Raw genomic sequence first — 22699 nt, 5'->3', positions numbered from 1 at the left:
AACTACAACCCTTAACACAAACCTCATTGAATTAATTTTGATGCGGTGTATTCTCCGCAAAGTATTCATGGCTGTCAGCATTAGTTAATGCTTGATCAGGATTAGAAATAGCTAAGCTTTTCGCACCACTTTGACCATAAACAACGTCGTCTGTACCTGCCACTACATTAAAATGGCTTAATTCATGAATTATAGTACCCGCACGAGAATCTGTACCCGTTTCATTCGCACTCCAGAACGCACGACACAAGTAAACTTTGTATGGTTGATTTGGGTATACGTAGGCAAAGTAAGATTTCTTACAGCTACAGTCGAATGTTTTCGCTTGATTGTCAATGGCATCATTGATCGCAGCAAAGTTTGATTTAGCAGTGTTGTAACGGCTAGAAGTCGCTTGACCGAACCAAGTTTGGTAACGTGCCGAAACATTGTTTGCTGAGTGGCTATTGAAGTAGCTTACTGCATCGTTTGCCATTACGTCAGCCGAGTTTAGCGCGCTTAAAATCTCAGTTTGCTGACTATTCGAACAACGACCTGTAAAACAAGTACCATCAGTACAATCGTTTGAACCACCACCAGGTTTACCTTTTGCGGCAGCACCTTTCGCAGCAATTTCGTCTAGATAAACTACAGCAGAATTTGAAGACAATGTTTCAACATCAAATTTCTGTGCTTTCTTCTGCTGACCTTTGTTACTGAATAAATCGAACGATGCAACATCGTATGCAATTTCGTAAGTACCAGCTTGACTCATGTCATACAAACCAGATAGTTCAAATGTTTTGCTCAGTGACTCACCTGATTTCAGCTTGATATAGTCATTTTCAGTTGGTGCAGGACGCTTATAGTGTGGGCCATAAAACGCTACAGCTTCACCATCGCGTGTTACTTTAAAAATATGCTCTTCTTCTAAGTCAGTATACCAACCTAGTACTTTTTGATTACCTTTGCCGTTATTAGTAATGGTTAGCGTGGCATTTACATCGCCATTGCTTAACGCATTAACATCAACTGTTACATCGAGCTGAGGCTTAGCAGCACTTACATTTAATGCTATAGCTGCTGTTATCGCGATCAAGTGTCGTAATGAAAATTTCATACGATTCTCCCATTGATATGTTTCTTGGATAGTTATTGTTATTAATCAGCCAGTACAAGTTAGTGCTTGCACTGACAACTAACAGCATGAATCAGTGGCAGTTTTTAGATAGTAAATTAACGACAAATATTCACAACAAAACGACAAAAAGCGATTAATTTTAGAGCGGCAGCACGACTAAAGGTTGGCGATTTTTAACCTTTTCAAAGAGTGAATCTCTGTCATTTTGCATCAGTTGATAGATATCTTCAGGAATAAAACAGCCGTCAATTACACGTTTAGCCCACAGCATGAACTCAATTAACACAGGAAACAAAGCAATACCATGTTCAGTTAATCGATAAACAGATTTTTTACCGTGGCTCGGGTGTGGAAGTTTTTCAATGACATGGTATTTCTGCAACCGATGAAGTCGCTCAGTAAGAATATTGGTTGAAATCCCTTCACTGGATTGCAACAAATGGCCAAACTCGTTGCGATTAGTGAACATTAAGTCTCGAATGATCAACAAAGTCCATTTATCACCTAATATTTCTAAACCATTTGCTATGGCACAAGGTGAACGTGATGTGTGACATGTAGGAAGTGCAGTCATGATTTCCTCAACGAAAAGATACTTGCTAAGTTTAAAAAATGTACTTGCAAAATACAAGTAAAGCAGACTAAGCTAAAGTTACTTGCAAAACACAAGTAACTTACACCAACCTATTTGGCCAGAACTTATAAAGGACTCGTTATGAACATATACAGCTTTCCCACCTTCAACTTGACAAAAATATTGCTCACTGCAGAAGAGTTGGGGGAAAATTATCAGCTTCATTTATTGGATTTTGCGAAAGGTGAGCATAAGACAGAAGCACATTTAGCCCGTCATCCATTAGGGAAAGTCCCAGCAGTAGAAATCGATGGTAAAAATTACTTTGAAAGCAATGCCATCTGTCGTTTACTTGCTGAACGTAATAACAATGCTCTTTACGGTGACACCCCGGAACAAAGAGCGATAGTTAATGAGTGGACCGATATGGCAACCTTGCACGTAGGTCGATGGCTAACTGTGTTGTTCTTTGAGAATAGTCTCAAGCCCGTACTATTTGGTGGTGAAACTAATGTTAGTGCCGTTGACGAGGCGCAGACATTCCTGTCGCAACAATTACCCGCTCTCGAAAACCAACTAAACCAACACGACTTTATTACCGGTAACGAACTCACCATTGCCGATATTATAGCCTTTAGCTATTTTTCAACGGTAGTGCATAGCGGGCTAGATTTATCGCCATACCCCAAAATAGACGCTTGGATAAGCGCAATCAAACAACGCCCATCGTTCAAAAAGGCCATGTCACATATAGAAGGTGGTGATATGTTTGCAGGACTGTCTTCGTAAGCGTACTAAATACTAAAGCGCATCATCAAGATTTTATGGTGCGCTTATTTCTGTTTTACCTTCTACTAACAAACCAATACCAAGAATGCCTATAAACCCAGCACAAATACGATTAAACAACTGATTCATCCGTGGGCGCTCGAACCACCCTCTCAGGTACACGCCAAAACAGGCGTATAACGCTATGGCCAGCAACTCTAAAACCACAAATGCCGTCCCTAATATGACAAACTGACTATCTGTGCTCTTGCCCATATTAACAAATTGGGGCAAAAACGCGGTAAAAATCAATATGGCTTTTGGATTCCCTGCTGCTAGGAAAAATTCTTGCTTGGCGAGTAACATTATCGACTGACCATGGTTTTCATAAACACCTTGTTCAGAAGTGTTTGAACGCCATAGCTGAACGGCTACCCACAAAAGGTAAAGTGCCCCTATTGTTTTGATAACAAAAAACAACGTTTCTGAGGCATATAGAATAGTGGCGAGACCTGTCGCAGCTAAAAATATCATTATGACGAATGCAGCTAATCGTCCAAACCCTGCACCAACGGCATATTTAAAACCAAATCGTTGAGCATTACTCATCGATAACAAGTTATTTGGCCCCGGCACCATATTCAAAGCAAAACATGCAGGCACAAACAATATTAACGTCATTAGATCCATTGCTATTTTACATCTCTATTTTCTTTGACCATGAGTAACGTAAGCTTTCTTGCAAGAGGAGAAAAAACAAACGTCAATGGAAAAGCACACATAAAAACAAAAGGAATTGCACTTAACCATCGTGAAATAAAGTCTTCAGTCAATCCGATATTTAAATAAGTGACAATAAACGACATGGAACTTCCCATGAAGAACGCCATAAAAAAAGACATGACTAAAGGGTAAAACTTAAACGATAACTTACTCATGATATTTAACCGATAGACTACGCCACATTACTCCTAGCTAACCAAGAAATCATTATAATCAACTCAACCCGTTAATAGGCAAATAAGATTGTAAAAAATCTTTAGGTGCATTTTATTGGCACTTTGCCTCTAATCAATTAATCGAAATTCGATCCCCCACGAGCATGGGATTAATTCAACACTAATTCATGCCGATTCGGAGTCTTGCGGATTAGTTGATTCATAAATATTGCACTAACCAATAACACAAAACCGGCAATGAAAAACCCCATTCTTGTTAAGTCATAGTGAGACAATAACGCGATTACAACATAGCTAATGCTTTGAATAGTCGTTGAGAACATTGCTAAACCACCATCAATGCGACCTCGCTGAGAAACATCAATTTCATGGTGCATCCAATTCACACGAGTGATCCTATTTAACGCATTAAAACTGCCGTAAATAAGCGTCCCTACTATGATGAAAATGGGTTGCTGTGCACTTCCCATAAACAATAATACTAACGCTAACGCCAGCGTAGAGTAACGCATAATTGACTGGTGGCTGTAGCGAGCCAAAGCCACTGGAATAAGAATCCCTGTCATTATTGCGCCTAACCCTAAAGCTACGTTATACATCGCAACCCAATTACCTGAAATGCTTTGTTCTGAAAAATAAATGGGCACGAGTTTTCCAAGAAATGTGAGCATGGGATATGCGACACAAGACAGTAAAATAAAACCAAAAAATGTCGGATTTTGAGTGAATACAGATTTTACTTCTTTTATCTGCTCAACCATCGGTTGTCTTTTACTTTCAGTGATTTTTTGTCTGTAGGGTGTAAATACGTAGCTAATCAACGCAATGGTCGATGCGATAGCAGCAAATAAAGAAAATTCGATGACGCCCCATAGCTCCAATAGGATGACTCCCAATGCCCCTGCCCCAAGTGTGGTGATCTGCAATATGATTTCCTGATAGCTGGAAATGCGTGCGTATTCATGTTTTTCATAGTTTTCTTGAGTAAAAGCGTTGTTAGTAAACCAACCCACATTACTCGATACCCAGTAGACAAGTTGAGCCAACGCTAATATCCAAATAGACTCAATGCCTTGCATGTAAATGATTGCGAGTACAAATGCCACCATCATTTGAAACGATTGAATAGCAACCAGTAAGCGTTTTCTCGACATGCGATCAATCAATGCAGAAAAATAAGGAGTCACCAGAAAAGTAAAAACTGTACATGCGAGTGAGACAAGTGCAACAAAAGTTCCCATATTAGGGCTTTTCAACATCAACCAAGGTAAAGCGAGCATGAATAAGCCCGAACTAATACCATCAAAGAAACGGCCGATTAAATAAGGCACAGATTTTTTCAACATAAGATTCCCAACAATCCGATTCGAAACTGTCGACAACCCTAAAACCTCAAGTATGATTGAGGTCAATCATTATTTTGAAAAATAAATAACTCTCATTGGTAAAACAACGCTAATTCGCCGCTACCGTTAATGCATATAACTTAGCTAAAATTGCCTTACGCCCTTGCTAAACGTAGTCTGCCTGACATTTTCAAGCCATCACGAATATTCAGTGACATTAACGTAATATTAGTTGCACCAGCGATTAACTCTAACACCTGAATCACATAAAATTCGACATTGAACTCTCCCTGAGTCGCTAACAAGTTCAGATAAATTGCTGCAGGCATCAGAATAATCAATCCATTAAATGCGATTAAAGGCATACGCTTTTTCTTTGCAGCAATTACCCTGCCTGTGCGTTTACCTGCCAACTTTGCACCTGTAATTCCTGTCAACGCCATTGCAGGAACCAAGATAAACAACCCAGGGAAGACAATCATTTGCTTGACTGTGACTAACATTTGCTGCGTACCGAACAATTCGCTCAATATAGTAGCGGTGAAAAAGATGACGATACAAAGCGTAGCAATAACAGCCGCAACTCGGTGAATTAGCAGTTTCATTTTATATACCCTCAATGATAGGATTATGACAACACACTGTCATAATAACAGGTAACACCAATATTGACAACATACTGTCAAATTTTATAAGTAATGAGGCTACCATGGAACACACAACCAAAGGTCACGTATTTACTCAAATCGTATTAGAAACATTTAAGTTCAGCGGTCTGCTGGCAACTGAAGGAGATAAGCTAGCCGCGCCATTTCAATTAAGTAGCGCGCGTTGGAAGGTATTAGGCGCTTTAACGCTCACCGCTGAACCGTTAACGGTTTCGCAAATAGCACGCTCAATGGGGCAAACACGACAAGCCGTCCAGCGCTTGGTCGACGTAATGTGCAAAGATGACATTCTGACACTGCTTGAAAATCCGTACCACAAGCGCGCCAAGTTGGTTACGCTAACCGAAAAAGGTTCAAGTGTTTTTGGGCAGCTCGAAGCTAAACAGATCCCATGGGCCAATGGAATAGCGACAGACATTAATGAAGAAGATCTGAGCACCACACTTAAAACAATACAAAAGCTGACGACTCAGCTTGACGGTGACGAGGATTAAATAAAAATCGAAAAATCTGAACAAGAAAATAAAGAGATACAAATCAGATAGTAATACCGTCAGCTTGCATTTATACCACATTTAGAGTTGCAAACCGACCAAGCGGTCTGTTATATTATCGCCAATAACAGTTAAAGGTAGTACATATGGTAGCTTTACGAGATCCTGATCAAACACGGGCCCGTATTTTAGAGGTAACGGCAAATGAAATGCGTCGTCACGGGTTTAAGGCGACCAGTTTATCTGAAATTATCAAGAACGCCGGTATTTCTAAAGGTGCGTTATATCACCACTTTGCGAATAAGCAAGAATTAGGCTACGCCACTTTTTCTGAAGTATTCATGAAAGAAAACAACGATCTCTGGCAAGAATCAGTGCTCGATCAAGACGATCCTATTGAAGCACTATGCAGCAAACTTAATTGCTTACCTGACAACATGTCTGAGCAAGACATGGAATGTGGTTGCCCTATTAATACCATTGCACAGGAAATGTCGGCTGACGATGAAGGCTTTCGCGAGTTAACTCAACAGCTTTATAACAGTATGTGCCAGATGTTTACGAAAGCACTAACTAAGTGCCAGCAACAAGGTTTGCTAAAAGACGATGTAAACATTGAGCGAAGCGCTTTGTTTATTTGGGCAAGTATGCAAGGAATTTCCAGTGTTGCGAAAGTATCGCGCGATATCAACATGATGTCTAATTTAACCTTGGCATTACAAGATTTTCTTCGTTCACTGAAAAAATAAGCATTTTATAAAGGCAAATAATCACTTGCCTTTTTTAATAACCATTAACATACCGGACGGTCGGTATAAAAAAGATAAACAAACATAATTTCAGGCATGAATTTCATTGCCTTTTTTATTAACCACAAACATACCGAACGGTCGGTACTAACTTACAGGAAGAGCATAATGCATCAAGCACACAATACAAAGATAGGTTTTGCCAGTCGCTATGCCGACTGGATAATCCGCTATCGTTGGTTTGTGATCCTAGCAACCATCTTGTTAGCGATTGCAGCAGGCAGTGGCGGGCGGTTTATTCAACCTAATAATGACTACCGGGTTTTCTTTAGTGAAGAGAACCCACAGCTGCAAGCATTTGAGCAAGTGCAGCGTACATACACCAAGATAGATAATATCTTGTTTGCCGTCGCTCCTAAAAATGGCAATGTGTTTACGCAAGAAACATTACAAGCAGTTGAAGAGCTTACAGAAAGCGCTTGGCAACTCCCGTTTTCGCTCCGTGTTGATTCCGTATCCAACTTTCAACACACCAAAGCAGAAAACGACGACTTGATAGTGCAGGATTTGGTTTCAGGGGCACAGTTTCTCAGTGCTGACGCCATTGAAAACGCCAAGCAAGTTGCACTCAGTGAGCCATACCTTAACGGTCAATTACTCAATAAAGACGCATCAATAACAGGTGTAAATGTCACGTTTCAAATGCCACAAAAGTCTGCAGATGAAGCGCCACGTGCGGTAGCCGAAGCACGTGCATTAGCTGCCAAGTTGGAAGCAAAATACGATGTGGACATCTATTTGGGTGGCATGGTAATGCTGAGCAATGCATTTTTCGAAGCATCAATGAGCGATATGGCTACGCTTGTTCCCGCCATGTACTTGATTATTTTAGTCATCACTTATGCCTTAGTGCGTTCAATCAGCGCAACGGTATCTACCTTCTTTGTTATTCTGTTTTCCATTATGACAGGCATGGGCTTGGCTGGATATTTAGGCATTCAATTAACTCCGCCTTCGTCTGCTGCAATGACTATTATCATGACACTGGCGGTGGCCGACTCAATTCACGTACTTATCACTATGTTAGCGGAAATGCGCAAAGGAAAATCGAAAAGTGAGGCGATCAAAGAAAGCATCCGTGTCAACATGAATCCGGTGGTATTGACCTCTCTGACAACCGTTATTGGTTTCTTATCGATGAACTTCAGTGACACGCCACCTTTCCATGACTTAGGTAATATCACTGCAATGGGCGTACTCGCCGCTATGGTGTTCTCACTCAGCTTGTTGCCTGCGTTGATGTCGGTGCTTCCTGTTAGCGTTAAGCAATCTGAAAGCAAGTTCGCGCATAACATGGACAGAATCGCCAGTTTTGTTGTGCGTAAACAACGCCCTATTTTGTTCGGTAGCATCGTTGTTTCGCTTGCTGTGCTGGCCTTCGTACCAAGTAACAAACTTGATGACAACTTTCTCAGTTACTTTGATGAGTCAATAACCTTTAGAACTGACAGTGATTTCATTAACGACAACCTAACAGGCGTATATCAGCTGCAATATTCGCTTGATTCACAGCACAACAATGGTGTGAGTGATCCTGAGTTTTTAGCTAAACTTGCTAGCTTCACCGACTGGCTCCGCGCGCAGCCCGAAGTACGTCACGTTAATACCATTAGCGATACATTCTTGCGTCTAAATAAAAACATGCATGGCGATGACGATAGCTACTACCAACTGCCGAAAAATCCAGAATTGGCCGCTCAGTACTTGCTATTGTACGAGTTATCTTTGCCGTACGGGCTCGATCTGAACAATCAGCTCAATATCAGTAAATCGTCTACGCAAGTCATTGTCACCCTGAATGACATGAGCACTAATAAGCTAAAAGATATCTCTGAACGTGGGCAAGCATGGCTGCAAAGTGAAGCAAATATTGTTTCGTATGGTGTTGGCCCATCAATCATGTTCGCTTACATCACTGACCGCAATATCAAAGGCATGATTTACGGCACACTGTCAGCGTTGCTAGTGATTTCATTATTGATCATGTTGGCACTACGTAACGTTAAACTAGGCTTCCTTAGCCTCATACCAAACCTATTACCTGCTGGCCTTGCCTTTGGTATTTGGGGCATGTTAGTTGCGGAAGTCAATTTGGCAGTTTCAATGGTGACAGGTATTGCCTTAGGTATTGTTGTTGATGACACCATCCACTTCCTTAGTAAATACCAACGTGCGCGCCGTGAAAAAGGGCTAAACGCAGAGCAAGCGGTACATTACGCGTTTTCAACTGTTGGTGTGGCTATTGTGGTGACCTCGCTCATCTTAATCGCTGGCTTTACCGTGCTGGCACAATCAGCCTTTGGCCTGAATTCAACTATGGCCATGTTAACCGCTATCGCCATTGGTGTTGCGGTAATCGCTGACTTTTTATTACTCCCTGCCCTGTTACTCAAAATAGATAGTAAAGCAACGATTGCTGACAGTTCACAGGTTTCTCAATCACAAATTCAAGAAGGTGCAAATTATGTCTCTACAACAAACTAAACAAACCATACTAGCGCTAGGTATTATCACAGGCTCTTTAATGCTTAGCGCCTATAGCGTCACCGCACAAGCAGAAAACCCGCAAGAAAAAGGTCTGGCTATCGCTATTGAAGCCGACAAACGCGACACGGGTTTTGGTGACAGCACCGTTGAAATGGAAATGGTACTGCGCAATCAATACGGTGAAGAAACCAAACGCGTTATGCGCAATAAGACCTTAGAACAGAATAACGATGGCGACAAAGCCCTGATCGTTTTTGACAACCCTCGCGATGTAAAGGGTACCGCATTTTTATCATTTACCCATAAATCAGGGCCTGATGACCAGTGGCTGTATTTGCCAGCCCTAAAACGTGTAAAACGCATTGCGTCTAGCAACAAATCAGGGCCTTTCATGGGTAGTGAGTTTGCTTTTGAAGACATTTCTTCACAAGAAGTAGAAAAATATACCTATACCTACCTACGCGATGAAGTTGTGGACGGTGAGAACCATTTTGTTATCGAACGTGACCCTGTTGATCCGAAATCAGGTTATTCCAAACAAATTGCCTGGCTTGACACTAAAGAGTATCGCGTTAAAAAAGTCGACTTTTATGATCGCAAAGGCGATTTACTCAAATCCCTTACCGTGTCTGGTTACCAGCAATACTTAAATAAATTCTGGCGAGCCAACACATGGGAAATGATCAACCACCAAACTGGCAAAGCCACCGTTCTTAACTTTGAACAATACCAGTTCAACAATGGCTTAGACGACCGTGATTTCAACAAGAACAGCTTAGCCCGAGCTAAGTAAATAGAACGCTGTAACAGTGATAAAAAGACAAAGGTAGAGGTATTCATGAGTAGTTTTTTCAATCCATCGCAACGCGTTAAGCGACTAGCGATTACGATTGCATCAGTATTGGTGCTTGGCCATGTAAATGCCAATGATTTCACCACCGAACTTGGTTTTGAAACGCAATGGTTTGCAAAATCACCTAAGCATGAAGAACAAACACGCCATAATGCCTCTGCCAGTGTAAAACTGGATTACTATCACGATTGGGACGATGGCAATAAACGAGTGGCTTTCACCGGCTTTGCCCGTATTGATGCCAACGACAGTGAACGAACTCATGGGGATATTAGAGAACTTTATTACTGGCAAGCTTTTGACAACGACATTGAAATTTACGCAGGGTTACGCCACGTTTTCTGGGGCGTAACCGAAACCACACATTTGGTTGATGTGATCAACCAAACAGATGCGGTAGAAAACATTGATGGTGAAGACAAACTTGGACAACCTATGGTGAGTCTTCTAATGCAAAGAGACTGGGGCTCCCTCGAGGCCTTTGCGTTACTTGGGTTTCGTGAACGCACATTTGTAGGAAGTGAGGGGCGATTACGCGCTTCGTTGCCTATCAATCAAGACGATGCTCTTTATCAATCCTCAGCCGAGCAAGAGCACGTTGACTGGGCGCTACGCTGGAGTCATGTGATTGGCGATTGGGATATTGGCCTTAGCCATTTTTCAGGCACTTCGCGTGACCCGTTGTTTATTCCACAAATGGAACAAACCAATGGAGAAATAACGTCGCTTACGCCTTACTACGAACAAATAGAACAAACTGGGCTTGATGTACAAGCAACGCTAGGGGCAATGCTTTGGAAGCTGGAAGCAATCAGTATTGGCCACAAAGACGCTGGAAGAAATACCGCATTTGTTGGCGGGTTTGAATATACACTCTTCGGTATTCAAGACACGGCGATTGATTTAGGGTTGCTAGTCGAATATCAGTTCGATGATCGCTCTGGCATTCGCGAAACCACCAGTCAAAATGACTTAGCTGTAGGCATGCGCTACGCATTTAACGACGTCGCCGGTACTGAAGTTCTCGCTGCTGTAAGCATTGATTTAGACGACCAAAGTCGCTTCTATTCCATAGAAGCCAGCCGACGCATAAACAATGATTGGTCAGTTGCCGCTGAAGCACGTTTTTTTAGTAACACCAACGCACAATCGCCCACCTTTGCGCTAAGAGATGACGACTATTTGCAAATTGAATTAAAGCGCTTTTTCTAATCATTGCGACATTTATGTACGTTAGCCAATTTGTTAACTGCCTATTCCAAAACGTTAACAAAAACTAAAAGATAAAATTGGTATATTTGGGCCTAACTTCTATAGTTAAGTGGGGCACTGACTAGGAATTGGGCCAACAGGTTATGGAGATAAACACAGGGACCGTCGCTCGCTGGAAGCAACAAATTCTTGCATTTCTAGTAATACTCATTGGCGTTGTTGTATTAGTTGGCTGGTACACGCATGTGCCAGCACTGGTACAAATTCACACCACATTTGTCCCAATGCAATACAACACAGCGTTAGGTTTCTTATTATCCGGCATTGCCGTTATCGCATTGCAAAATCATTACCTAAAAACAGCACAAGCTTGTGGCTCTATTGTGCTGGTGCTCGGTTTTTTTACCTTAATTCAATACATTTTTACCGTTAATCTTGGTATCGACCAACTCATGATGGAACATTACATCACGGTAAAAACATCGCACCCAGGCAGAATGGCACCAAATACCGCCCTATGTTTTACCTTAACAGGCGGAGGGATTATCACGTATTTGTATTGCAAAGCTAAAATTAAGATGGCGTTACTAGCATTGATCCCTGCAGTTTTATTAACGCTTAGTGCGTTAGCCGTATTTGGCTATTTATATGGCGTTGATACACTCTACGGTTGGGGCAAGTTAACGCAAATGGCAATTCATACCTCTGTTGGCTTTATTCTGTTAAGTATCAGTTTATTCAGTTTAGCGTTGGCCGAATCTCAGCAACAACGTATGCCTAAATATCAATGGATTGCATTGACAATAGTATTCACGGTGATATTTACCATCACCCTCACGTGGCAAGCAATCACCATTAACGAGTTTAAAAAACAACAAGATATGCTTGAAAGAGAATCCCATTATTTTTCCACTTACTTAGAGTCTAATTTGCAAAACTTTCTACAAGCAATGCATCGTATGGCAGATCGCGTATCAAACACGAAGTCGACTAACTTATCGCTTTGGCATAAAGACATACAAGAATATTTTAACGACTTTCCATTTTTGGCGTTTATCAATATCAATGGTGTAAACAACTTCAAGCTACAATCCCAATCACCACAGTGGGCAACGCAAAATCCTCAACTTATTCATTTAATCAATCAAGCACCGAGCATGTACGCAAAATCACCTCACTTAAGTGTTGGGTTGTATCCACCATTTTCTCCTGAGAATAATCATTATTTGGGTTGGTTAAACGTAAATGCTGGCCAACGTAGCGGCTACTTAAATGCCTTGATTGATTACCAATTATTAATGAATGAAATATTGGAGAAAGCTGGCTTGTCCAACAGATTGAGTTTAGAAGTGCAGTTGGCACAACACTTAATTTACCGCTCAAGCGACTTTATACAAGATAGCAGTGATGAATTAACACAGCACAGCGAATTCACTATATTGGCTTATAAAATATCCGTTACTGCAAAACCAACTAATGACGTGCTTGCTCAGCAAAGCGCTAATCTGCCTATTTTGATAGCAGTTATAGGGTTGGTTTTTCTATTTTTGTTACTCTGGTTAATTCATCTATTTCAAACGCAAAAAGAAAAACATCAACTGTTAAAGTTCAATCAACGACTCAAACAAGAAATTGATGAAAAACAAGCAGCTCAATCGGAATTAATCAAAATAAACAACAAGCTAACTAGTTCGAATCGCGACCTTGAACAGTTTGCATTTATTGCCTCCCATGATCTAAAAGAGCCATTACGAAAAGTGCAGGCATTTGGTAATTTACTCGCTGAAGAATATGCAGAAAAGCTCGACGACGATGGACAATATTATATTCAGACCATGCAAAACGCTGCCGGTCGAATGAGTCAGCTTATTACCGATTTGTTGTCATTTTCGCGCGTATCAACACGTGGACAAAAAGCGATGTTGTGCGATCTTCATAAAATCGTTAGCAATGTACTTAACGATATGACCATTCAAATTGAAGAACACCAGGCTAAATTATCTGTTGAAGAACTGCCTCAAATAATGGCTGACGCTTCACAACTTTCGCTGGTGTTTCAAAATTTAATCGCCAACGCGATTCAATTTAGAGAACCTTCGCGCCAATTAGAAATAAAGATATCCGCCAAACAAACCCAACATGATTGGCTCATTAGTATCGCCGACAATGGAATCGGGTTGGATGAAAAATTCTCAGATAAAATATTTCAAATCTTTCAACGATTACACAACAAACATGACATACCAGGAACAGGCATAGGTCTTGCGATTTGTCGTCGCATACTGGAACGTCATGGCGGGGATATTTCGGTAAAAAGCACTGTCGGTTCAGGCAGTTGTTTTACTCTTAAGCTTCCAAAATCGCCAAATATAGAGGACAACACTAATGCATTATAAGCCAATAGAAATATTGATGGCAGATGACGATAAAGATGACCAAATTCTAACGAAAAAAGCGTTACAGCGGAGTAAGCTGCTCAACAATCTAAATTTTGTCAATGACGGCGTGTTTCTGATGGACTATCTCAATCGACGTGGCGAATACGCCGATACTGAACGCTTTCCTTTCCCAGATATCATATTGCTTGACCTAAACATGCCACGAATGGGCGGTAGAGAGGCACTAGAGTTGATTAAGAGTGACGCCAAATTAAAAGCTATCCCAGTTGTCGTCCTTACAACCTCAAAAGAAGATGAAGAAATTATTAGAAGTTATAAGTTAGGGGCAAATTCGTATATTACCAAGCCTGTAGATTTCAATGGATTTATGAATGCAATGAAAATCCTAAGTGAATATTGGGTCAGTATCGTGCGACTGCCTCCTAAAATGTAATTATTAACCGCAGGATCTTAATATGGATATTAATGTATTGCTAATTGAAGACGATAGAGAAGATACCATAATCATCAAGAAAATGTTGAGCAAGTACAACGATCCTCATTACCATATTACTTGGATTGATAACTATACAGAAGCTGCAAAATCGCTAGAATCAGATGAATTCGACATTTGCCTAGTTGACTATAAACTTGCTGATGGTAATGGCTTGCATCTGATACAACAACACACCGCCAAAGAATCTTCTACCCCGATGATCTTGCTCACAGGCTTTTCCAGCCGAGAAATAGACGACCAAGCTATTGCTATGGGTGCGTCTGATTATATCCCGAAAGAAGAGTTATCTGCCTCTGCACTAGATCGTAGTATTCGCCATGCAATTGAGCGAAAAAATATGGAGGAGAAATTGCTCTATTTAGCCGACCACGATGTACTTACTGGCTTAGCAAATCGCAAACTGCTTCAACAATATTTGCACAAGAGTATTTCCAGAGTGCAGCGTCAATCAACAAAACTCGCCTTATTTTTTATCGATCTTGACCGCTTCAAACTCGTCAATGACTCGCTAGGTCATACTATGGGCGATAGGTTATTAGTGGAAGCGGCAAATAGAATACAACAATCAATACGTAAAGAGGATGTCTTAGCCCGTATAGGTGGCGACGAGTTTATTTTACTTATCGATGACCTGCAAAACGCTGAACAAGCAAGTAGCGCCGCCAATAAAATTATTGAAGTGATGAGTATCCCCTATGTTTTAGAAGACAACACCTTACATTTGTCTGCCAGTATTGGTATTGCCATTGGTGAGCGAGATATAGAGTCAATGGACGTATTAATGAAAAATGCCGATATTGCGCTATACAAAGCGAAAAATAACGGACGCAATCAGGCCTGTTTTTTCAATGACGATATGAACAAAAAACTGCAAAAAAATCTGGAAATTGAAAAAGGCCTACACCGCGCACTTGAGCAAAACGAATTACAATTATTATTTCAACCGCAGATTGACTTAGCGACCTACAAAATGATCGGGTGTGAAGCGCTCATCCGGTGGCAACAAGTAGGTCAAGGGCTGATTTCGCCAGCGCAATTTCTACCAATTGCCATGGATACAGGCTTAATTATACCTATTGGTGAATGGATAATTAAAAAAGCCATTGCACAAGCTAAGCAGTGGCAGTTTGATACAAGAAATTTAAAGATGTGCATTAATATTGCACCTCAGCAACTGACGCTCGATAACTTACCTGATTTTATTTTTGAACAGCTGGCCATAAACAAGTTTCCACCTCACTTACTCGAATTGGAAATAACTGAAGATATGTTAATCGAGAACTTATCGCATTGCTGCCACTTACTGGAAAAGCTGCGCCAGAATGGTGTGCGTATTGCTATCGATGATTTTGGCACAGGCTATTCGTCGTTAAGCTATTTGAAAGATTTGCCGTTTGATGTACTAAAAGTCGATAAATCTTTTACCCTGAGTATGTTAAATAATGATAAAAATTTGGCAATAACTGATGCTGTGATCAACTTGGCGCATAAGTTAAACGTGAATGTAATTGCCGAAGGGGTAGAAAGTGTGCCACAACTCAATGCGTTGGCCGATATGCAATGCGATTGTGTGCAAGGTTATTTGTTTAACAAACCTTTGAGCACCTCACAAATGTGGGACATTTTAGATGAAGCCATAAGTTGCTCTCAACTAGACATGCCTAAATATATAATTTGTAAAGATAAAGCGAGTATAACTGGCTTAAGCCAATAATATCTAACGCTATGCAAAAAAGTTTGCTAAGTTACCGAATTCAAGGAGAATATGCACGCAGCTTGCTGTTAAATTAAAGCTGAACCGAGTGTGTAGTTACATTAATTTACTTATCAATTTAGTAACTTATTAGTTTAGCGCTATAGTTTTGTTGTCGTTTATTTTTTTAGTTGATTACTGAACAAATAGTTTACTTAACTGTACAATAATAAGTAGTTGAACGCCCCATCAGAAAAGGGATGAATAATTTGGCTCAAAGGTAAGGACTGTTTTGAAATTAAAATATCTATTAACCATAGCATTTATAATTCTTACCTCAATTCCCTTGTTTTTGAGCTTAGAGTATCTAAACACAAAGGCTGGGAACTATACCAGAGAGCTGAATATTAATTACTTGACCGCTTTATCGCAAATCGCTAAAACACGTATAACCAACGCGATGTACCGCGTTAAAGACAATACCGCTCTTATTTCAAGCCGCACACAAATGCGTATCTCATTATCGCTATGGAATGAAACGGCAGACAAAGCACATCAAGAAAAAGTCACAAGAATTATTAATGACGCTAAAAATGGCTTGATCCATTTAAAAAGTATTTCAGTGTTTGATGTTCATGGCAAACAGGTGGGTACGACCGATCACTTCATCAATAAAACTATTATCGACGTTACAGCAATAGATAGAACCCACATAACCCTACAGCAAGAAAATGATGATGTGGTAGTGGTTAGTCTTGCGCCTTTAACACTTAATAATCAAACTGTTGGTTATATCCGCGTTACATATTACAGTGACTTTATTACTGAACTGATAAGTGATCGTTCTGGATTAGGAAAGACGGGAGAATGGTTATTTGCTGTCCGCGACGACAGCGGTGACGCCCTTTTTGCTATACCTCTTAAATATGATCATAAAGCAGCCTTTAAAAAGCGTATAGCTAAGGAAAGAACAGATATTCCAATTACCCAAGCCATGTTGGGCAATGAAATCATTATGCAGCAGGCGCCAGATTACCGGAATACTCCTGTTCTGGCTTCTACCCGTTACTTGCCTGAATTTGATTGGGGCCTTGTCGCCAAAATTGATGAAGCTGAGATTAATGCGCTGATCAAGGAAAACAAAACTGCAATTTATATTGCCGAATTTGTCATCGTCTTGATTGCAATTTTCACAGGTATCGGTTTAGCGATGTTTATTGCTAGACCAATCGAGTCTTTAAGTGACCATGTTTCAAAAGTCGGTCATGGCCACTTAGAAGATCCGCCCGACACGTACGGCTGGCACGAAGTAAAGCAATTAAATACTCATTTTAAGCATATGATAAAAGAATTAAGAGAATTTAATACCCAATTGCAAACCAAAGTAGATAACCAAACTCAGGCATTACAGGATGCAAATAAGCAACTCGAGCATTTAGCGACGATTGATCCGTTAACCCAGCTCTTTAACCGCAGAAAACTCGACGAAATACTTGCTTATGAATTTAGTCGAGCCAAGCGCTATCAACTACCTTTAACTATTGCCATGTTAGACATAGATCACTTTAAGTCGGTTAATGATAATTACGGGCATGCCGTAGGTGATCACGTTTTAAAACAAACTGCGAGTCTACTGAAAAAAACCGTAAGAACGTCTGATATTGTTGCGCGCTTTGGTGGTGAAGAGTTTTGTTTAGTATTGCAGAGTTGTCCGGCCGAGACTGCTACGGCATTTTTGGATCGTATAAGGCTTGAAATAGCATCATTATCATTTACCGCAGAAGGTATCGAATTCTCAATTACGTCTAGTTTTGGTTTTGCTGCACTCTCAGAAGAAACATTGACCGCAGAAACGCTTGTTAATCAAGCAGATGAAGCATTGTACCAAGCCAAAGCGAGTGGGCGAAATAAGGTGGTTCAATTTAAGGTCTAATCCTATGCACTAGCTGAAATTCAACAAAATCTTGCCATTTCTTATACCAATCCCTCTGGAAACATTCTGCCTTTGGTATTGTAGCGTTCGTAATTGGCTTCTATACAGCCGGGTTTAAACCGTTCGACGAACATATATTTTTTCATTTTGTTCCCTCATATACTAATTGATTTCTTCTTGCCTCAGCGTTAAAACTTCATAACCTGCCGCTGTCACTAAAATAGTATGTTCCCATTGCGCTGAAAGCTTTTTGTCTCGGGTGATAACCGTCCAACCGTCTTTTTTCTCTTTGGTTTTATGCGTGCCTTGATTGATCATTGGTTCAATCGTAAACACCATGCCTTCTTTTAACGTGATTCCCGTATCTGGTTTGCCAACATGCATGATTTGCGGCGCTTCATGCATTTCACGCCCTATTCCGTGTCCGCAATAATCACGTACCACACTAAACCCATGCTTTTCAGCATAACGCTGAATCGCATAACCTATATCACCTGTTTTCGCCCCAGGTTTTACCACGTTTATTCCTTGCCACATCGCTTGATAGCAAACATCAACCAGCGACTTGGCAATAGGTAAAGCGCTACCGATAACATACATTTTGCTACTATCAGCAATGAAACCGTTTTTTTCTAGGGTGATGTCGATATTAACAATATCGCCATTTTTGAGCTTTTTGCTTGGTGACGGTATGCCATGACAAACCACTTCATTAATCGACGAGTTCAATGAAAATTGATAACCGTACTGTCCCTTGCTGGCGGGACGCGCATTCAACGTATCGATAATATAGTGCTCAACAAAGTCGTTGATGGCCAACGTTGAAACACCTTGCTCAACGTATCCGTCTAAAGCCTTGAAAACTTTAGCTAGCAGTCGGCCTGATTCACGCATTAACTCGATTTCTTCGGCCGATTTAATGTGTATTTTAGTCATGTACTAGCTTCACTGTTGTCACATTTTGTAGCTTCATCTCCCGTTGAAGAATTTGCTCATAGGTCAACGTAGGATTTTGCTCGGCGAGACGCCCTATTTTCATCCAAAACTCTGCTTGAGAATTTATTGAACGCTCCATTACAGCACTGTTTTTTCTCACTTCTTCATGTAGATCTTCTGATATTTTGACAATTCCCATAAACGACACCAATAACATACGATTTGCTACATTATGCTACAGTTAACTTATTATTTAAATAATAAATTGCCTAGGAGACGTTTTCGAGCGGCCATACGAGAGGCATCAACGCGATAGTGATTAGCAACACAACTACCGTCGTGGCAAGGCCCACTTTTAAAAAATCAACAAAACGATACCCTCCCGGCACCATAATTAAGATATTTGCGGGATGCGCCACTGGGCTCGCCAAACTTGCTGATGCAGCAATAGCAACTACCATCAAAAATGGTTCTGGCGCTAAGTTTAAGTTCTGACTAATATCGTAAGCGATAGGCATTACCATGACGACCAATGCCGCAGTAGGCACAAAAAGTGTAAAGAATGACACAAGTAAAAACAGGCATATCAACATGCCCCATTCGCCAAGGATGCCAGCATTGTCAACTATTAGCTGTGCAAGTAACGCTGTGACTCCAGATTCTTGCAATGCAACCCCTAGAGGCATCATACCCGCAATAAGAAATACTGCGCGCCAATCAATCGCCCGATAGGCTTCATCCATAGTTAAACAGTTTAAGAGCACCATCATACCAGCACCAATCACGGCCGCTACAGCAATGGGTAACCAACCTGAAACAGCCGCAATAACAACAACTAACATAATAAGAGATGCGGTTTTAGACTTTTCATTATTGGTAAATTCGAATGCCAATTTAGTTAATGCAATAAAGTCGTCATTTTCGTGTAGCATTCGCAGCTTTTCTTTCGTGCCCATCACGACAATTGCATCACCACTTTGTAATTTAATATCTCCAAAATCAGAACGATACACTTTGCTTTTTCGCCAAACCGCTAACACCTCAACAGCATACTTGTTCTTAAATTCGATATCAGCGACTCTCTGATCGGTAAGTGAGGATCGTGGCGCCAGAATCAGTTCAGACAGTGCAATTTGCTCGTCATTTAACATGTTGATTGGGTTAACACTCACTTTCTCGACTTCAAGTTGCTGTATTCCTTTTAATACTTCTAAATTTTCAAATGTTCCCTGAACAAGTAGTAAATCACGATCTAATATTTCAAATTCTGGCGTCGGCATGAGCAAAAGCTCATTATCGCGAAAAACGCCAAGTAGGCGAAAATCAAACGCATCACCAATACGACTCGACGCAATTGATTTGCCAGATATGCCGGATTTGGGCGGCACACGCAACACAAACAAACGCTCATCCAAATGATAGAGCTGTTGCATCGTAACGGAATCAATCATAGCTAAATTGGAAAACTCATTTGATTTGGCTAGGCTATCTAGTGATTCAATATCGCCTTGAACTAACAGTTTATCTCCGTCAGTTAATGGCACGCTGGACAAATTAGTTCGCCTGAGTAACCCATTTCGACGTATCGCCAGCACATTAACGCCAAATCGCCGATATAAGGTGTGATAATCAAGTGTGTTATTAATTAATAGAGAATCATGAGCAATTTCAGCCTCGGCAAATTGAATCTTCTCATTGACCAGATCTTTAAGAATGATACTTTCCCGTTCAATAACCAACTGGCTCCAATCAATCATTTCATGAAAACGTTCTAACTTCCCCTGAACCATTAACCGGTCATTGGCTTGGAGCTCCGTATTTGCTTGAGGTTGAAATATGGTTTTGCCTTTGCGGATGAGACTAATAACAACTAATCCTGCGACGCTGTTAAGGCGGGTTTCATACAAAGGCTTATCGATGAGCACTGAGTCAGACGTTAGCTTCATAACAAACGTACGTTCTTGTAGACCGTATTGGGTAACGAGTTTGTCTTGCTTTTCCAGTCCAGCATCTAGAATGCCACCGTTTTCGGGCAACAGGTGACGTCCAACATATGCCACAAAAAGACTGCCTAACACAAGAATAACAAGACCAATGGGTGCAAAATCAAACATTTTAAAAGGTGTTAAGCCTTGCGTGCGCATGAACTCACTCACCAATAAGTTGGGTGGTGTTCCGATCATGGTAACGAGCCCACCAAGTAAACACCCAAACGCTAGGGGCATTAAAAGCTTTGACGGTGATTGACCTGTTCGACGGCATACTTCTAATACCACGGGTAACATTAACGCTGCCACACCAATATTATTCATAAATGCTGAAAGCGTGCCACTGATAAACATAATAGCGAGAATGGTCTTCACTTCGCTTGTAGCTGAATAGCTACCAATGAGGTAACTGATTTGATTAGTGCTACCAGTACGGGTTAAGCCTTCAGAAAGAATATACATTGCCCATACTGTTACCACTGCGGGATTACTGAATCCTAAAAATAAATTCTCATGACTCACCAATCCTGTTATTGCAAGCGCACCTAGAACAAAGAAAGCAATTAGATCAACACGAATCCATTCACCAATGAGCAATACTAAAGTAACAACTAAAATGGCAATGACTGTGATCATTTCATATGACATATGCGATGCGTCCTGAACCTTGAACTAAGTAAACGTTTATTTATCTTGAACATATAAGAGTATAGCTAGTGGTTAGATAGTGTGCTTTTTGTCCCGATTGAGTTTCCTTTTTGTAACTACAACTCAATTCATTGGATGACTACCGTGTAGCTAATCTTGCTTTTGTTCTGGATAACATTTATTTAGACAATCTTTTGTCCGAAAGCTGTGAACGAGTAAGAAACGCTGATGCGAAAACCCTCATTGCTATAGCCAACAATGATTACTTAGAACAGCACGAGGCAACGAATACACAACGAATACACTATGGGCTAAAGACTTTGTCAAAAGTGTACAAGAAGCGAGTTAACCAAACATCACACTGAATCATCAGTACTATGCAGCGGAAAGCCATTTACCAATTTTATACATGGCGGGTATCAAGGGTTGCACTTTTTAATTCAGCGCTAGAGAGATTGCGCACTTTTAAGTACATTAATTCAACGTTATGGTTTGGCCGTATTTTTTGTAAATGGGCGCAAGCAAACCAAGTTCGTAGGCTTTTTTTACGATTACATTAACCTCTGCCGCAGAAATGGGCGCATATTTTGGCAGCAAAAAATGTCTAGTGTACTGAGTATCATAAATATTGGAGATGATGATTTCTTCCTGGTTTTGCGGGTGTAATTTAAAAAACCAATTGAGCGCCGATTCGCTAACAGCGCTTACGTCACACCGTTTGTGCAACGCCATTTTAATAGATTCCTCTTCAGTTCGAACAAACCTTATGTCATACATTTCCTTAAGCTTGTAATACTCAGTTTCATAGTTTAGAAACTTATAATGGTAACCACTCACACCGCATATCCGCTTATCTGAAAAACTACTAAAATAAGCCTGTGTTTTGTTATCGTTTGCATATGAAATAAAAATATCTTTCGAGTGTAAGAGTGGTACGGATACGTCAAGCTCTAAACCTTCCCACCCCCAGTTGATATTGTCCCACATGACGATATCAACCCAGCCATCTTTTAATGACTGAACACGGCGGGAAATAGGTACAGGCACTAGCTCAAAGGTAAATTTGCTTTGTACTAAATTTAGTGCAGAAATAATTTCAGGCCCCATGCCTGCAACTTTATCGATGAGAAACGGCGGACGAGTACCAGCGCCTACTTTAACTACAATTGTCGTGGCATGGCCGTTGACGCCCAATATGGCTAGGACTAACACAATAGTTGCCAATAGTTTAGCGAACGAAACTCCACGCACCGTGAAATGTTTATTCAAATAAATTTCTCGTAAATAAATTCACCATTACTGTGTGAGTATAGTTC

General features: G+C 40.7%; 20 protein-coding genes. 10 read left to right on the top strand and 10 right to left on the bottom strand.

Going from position 1 to position 22699, the window contains the following annotated elements; all coding sequences use genetic code 11:
- Window positions 1–31: 31 nt before the first annotated feature.
- Together ACSLUK_RS00670 and ACSLUK_RS00665 are read right to left on the bottom strand one after the other, a co-directional pair.
- The gene (locus ACSLUK_RS00670; RefSeq protein ID WP_448546565.1) at window positions 32–1099 is read right to left on the bottom strand and encodes a M35 family metalloendopeptidase; all 1068 of its coding nucleotides are present in this window, start codon (window positions 1097–1099) and stop codon (window positions 32–34) included.
- A gap of 160 nt (window positions 1100–1259) precedes the next feature.
- Entirely contained in the window at window positions 1260–1694 is a 435-nt protein-coding gene (locus ACSLUK_RS00665) for a winged helix-turn-helix transcriptional regulator (RefSeq protein ID WP_448546564.1), read from the bottom strand.
- 141 nt (window positions 1695–1835) lie between these two features.
- On the opposite strand from ACSLUK_RS00665, the gene ACSLUK_RS00660 reads away from it, so the two are divergent.
- Window positions 1836–2483 carry a glutathione S-transferase family protein gene (locus ACSLUK_RS00660; RefSeq protein WP_448546563.1) on the top strand — a complete coding sequence of 216 codons (648 nt, stop codon included), beginning with the start codon at window positions 1836–1838 and terminating at the stop codon, window positions 2481–2483.
- A gap of 33 nt (window positions 2484–2516) precedes the next feature.
- Here the strand turns inward: ACSLUK_RS00660 and ACSLUK_RS00655 are convergent, their stop codons facing one another.
- The 4 genes from ACSLUK_RS00655 to ACSLUK_RS00640 all read right to left on the bottom strand — a co-directional run bounded on the left by ACSLUK_RS00655 (window position 2517) and on the right by ACSLUK_RS00640 (window position 5372).
- On the bottom strand, window positions 2517–3143 hold the full coding sequence (locus tag ACSLUK_RS00655) for a LysE family translocator (RefSeq protein ID WP_448546562.1): 627 nt from the start codon (window positions 3141–3143) through the stop codon (window positions 2517–2519).
- A gap of 11 nt (window positions 3144–3154) precedes the next feature.
- A complete protein-coding gene (locus ACSLUK_RS00650) occupies window positions 3155–3400 on the bottom strand; it encodes a DUF2798 domain-containing protein (RefSeq protein ID WP_448546561.1) in 246 nt (81 codons plus the stop codon).
- 170 nt (window positions 3401–3570) lie between these two features.
- Window positions 3571–4767 (bottom strand): MFS transporter, encoded by a 1197-nt coding sequence (locus tag ACSLUK_RS00645; RefSeq protein WP_448546560.1) that lies wholly within the window; start codon window positions 4765–4767, stop codon window positions 3571–3573.
- Between the two features lie 155 nt (window positions 4768–4922).
- Complete coding sequence (locus ACSLUK_RS00640) at window positions 4923–5372, bottom strand: hypothetical protein (protein WP_448546559.1); 450 nt, start codon at window positions 5370–5372, stop codon at window positions 4923–4925.
- 104 nt (window positions 5373–5476) lie between these two features.
- Between ACSLUK_RS00640 and ACSLUK_RS00635 the strand changes: the two genes are divergently transcribed.
- The 9 genes from ACSLUK_RS00635 (at window position 5477) to ACSLUK_RS00595 (ending at window position 17811) form a co-directional block, all read left to right on the top strand.
- Window positions 5477–5929 (top strand): MarR family winged helix-turn-helix transcriptional regulator, encoded by a 453-nt coding sequence (locus ACSLUK_RS00635; RefSeq protein WP_448546558.1) that lies wholly within the window; start codon window positions 5477–5479, stop codon window positions 5927–5929.
- Between the two features lie 146 nt (window positions 5930–6075).
- A complete protein-coding gene (locus ACSLUK_RS00630; RefSeq protein WP_448546557.1) occupies window positions 6076–6678 on the top strand; it encodes a TetR/AcrR family transcriptional regulator in 603 nt (200 codons plus the stop codon).
- Between the two features lie 168 nt (window positions 6679–6846).
- Complete coding sequence (locus ACSLUK_RS00625) at window positions 6847–9222, top strand: efflux RND transporter permease subunit (RefSeq protein ID WP_448546556.1); 2376 nt, start codon at window positions 6847–6849, stop codon at window positions 9220–9222.
- Entirely contained in the window at window positions 9203–10018 is an 816-nt protein-coding gene (locus ACSLUK_RS00620) for an outer membrane lipoprotein-sorting protein (protein WP_448546555.1), read from the top strand. Before ACSLUK_RS00625 ends, ACSLUK_RS00620 begins: the two co-directional genes overlap by 20 nt.
- 45 nt (window positions 10019–10063) lie before the next feature.
- Entirely contained in the window at window positions 10064–11290 is a 1227-nt protein-coding gene (locus ACSLUK_RS00615) for a hypothetical protein (RefSeq protein WP_448546554.1), read from the top strand.
- Between the two features lie 143 nt (window positions 11291–11433).
- Window positions 11434–13686: a sensor histidine kinase gene (locus ACSLUK_RS00610; RefSeq protein ID WP_448546553.1), complete on the top strand. Its 2253-nt coding sequence runs from the start codon at window positions 11434–11436 to the stop codon at window positions 13684–13686.
- Window positions 13676–14122: a response regulator gene (locus ACSLUK_RS00605; RefSeq protein ID WP_448546552.1), complete on the top strand. Its 447-nt coding sequence runs from the start codon at window positions 13676–13678 to the stop codon at window positions 14120–14122. The genes ACSLUK_RS00610 and ACSLUK_RS00605 overlap by 11 nt, the downstream gene beginning before the upstream one ends.
- Before the next feature lie 22 nt (window positions 14123–14144).
- The gene (locus tag ACSLUK_RS00600; RefSeq protein WP_448546551.1) at window positions 14145–15899 is read left to right on the top strand and encodes a putative bifunctional diguanylate cyclase/phosphodiesterase; all 1755 of its coding nucleotides are present in this window, start codon (window positions 14145–14147) and stop codon (window positions 15897–15899) included.
- A 271-nt stretch (window positions 15900–16170) separates the two neighbouring features.
- Entirely contained in the window at window positions 16171–17811 is a 1641-nt protein-coding gene (locus ACSLUK_RS00595; protein WP_448546550.1) for a sensor domain-containing diguanylate cyclase, read from the top strand.
- Window positions 17812–17973: 162 nt separating this feature from the next.
- Here ACSLUK_RS00595 and map read toward each other — a convergent pair whose 3' ends face one another.
- The 4 genes from map to ACSLUK_RS00575 form a co-directional block, all read right to left on the bottom strand.
- Complete coding sequence (gene map / locus ACSLUK_RS00590; protein WP_448546549.1) at window positions 17974–18747, bottom strand: type I methionyl aminopeptidase; 774 nt, start codon at window positions 18745–18747, stop codon at window positions 17974–17976.
- Window positions 18740–18946 (bottom strand): ParD-like family protein, encoded by a 207-nt coding sequence (locus ACSLUK_RS00585; RefSeq protein WP_448546548.1) that lies wholly within the window; start codon window positions 18944–18946, stop codon window positions 18740–18742. The genes map and ACSLUK_RS00585 overlap by 8 nt, the downstream gene beginning before the upstream one ends.
- A 70-nt stretch (window positions 18947–19016) precedes the next feature.
- Entirely contained in the window at window positions 19017–21383 is a 2367-nt protein-coding gene (locus ACSLUK_RS00580; RefSeq protein ID WP_448546547.1) for an SLC13 family permease, read from the bottom strand.
- A gap of 474 nt (window positions 21384–21857) precedes the next feature.
- Window positions 21858–22652: a substrate-binding periplasmic protein gene (locus ACSLUK_RS00575; RefSeq protein ID WP_448546546.1), complete on the bottom strand. Its 795-nt coding sequence runs from the start codon at window positions 22650–22652 to the stop codon at window positions 21858–21860.
- Window positions 22653–22699 lie beyond the last annotated feature (47 nt).

The sequence above is a fragment of the Thalassotalea fusca genome, assembly GCF_053485835.1.
Note: the sequence above shows the minus strand (reverse complement) of the source record. Positions and strands in the feature narration are given on the sequence as shown.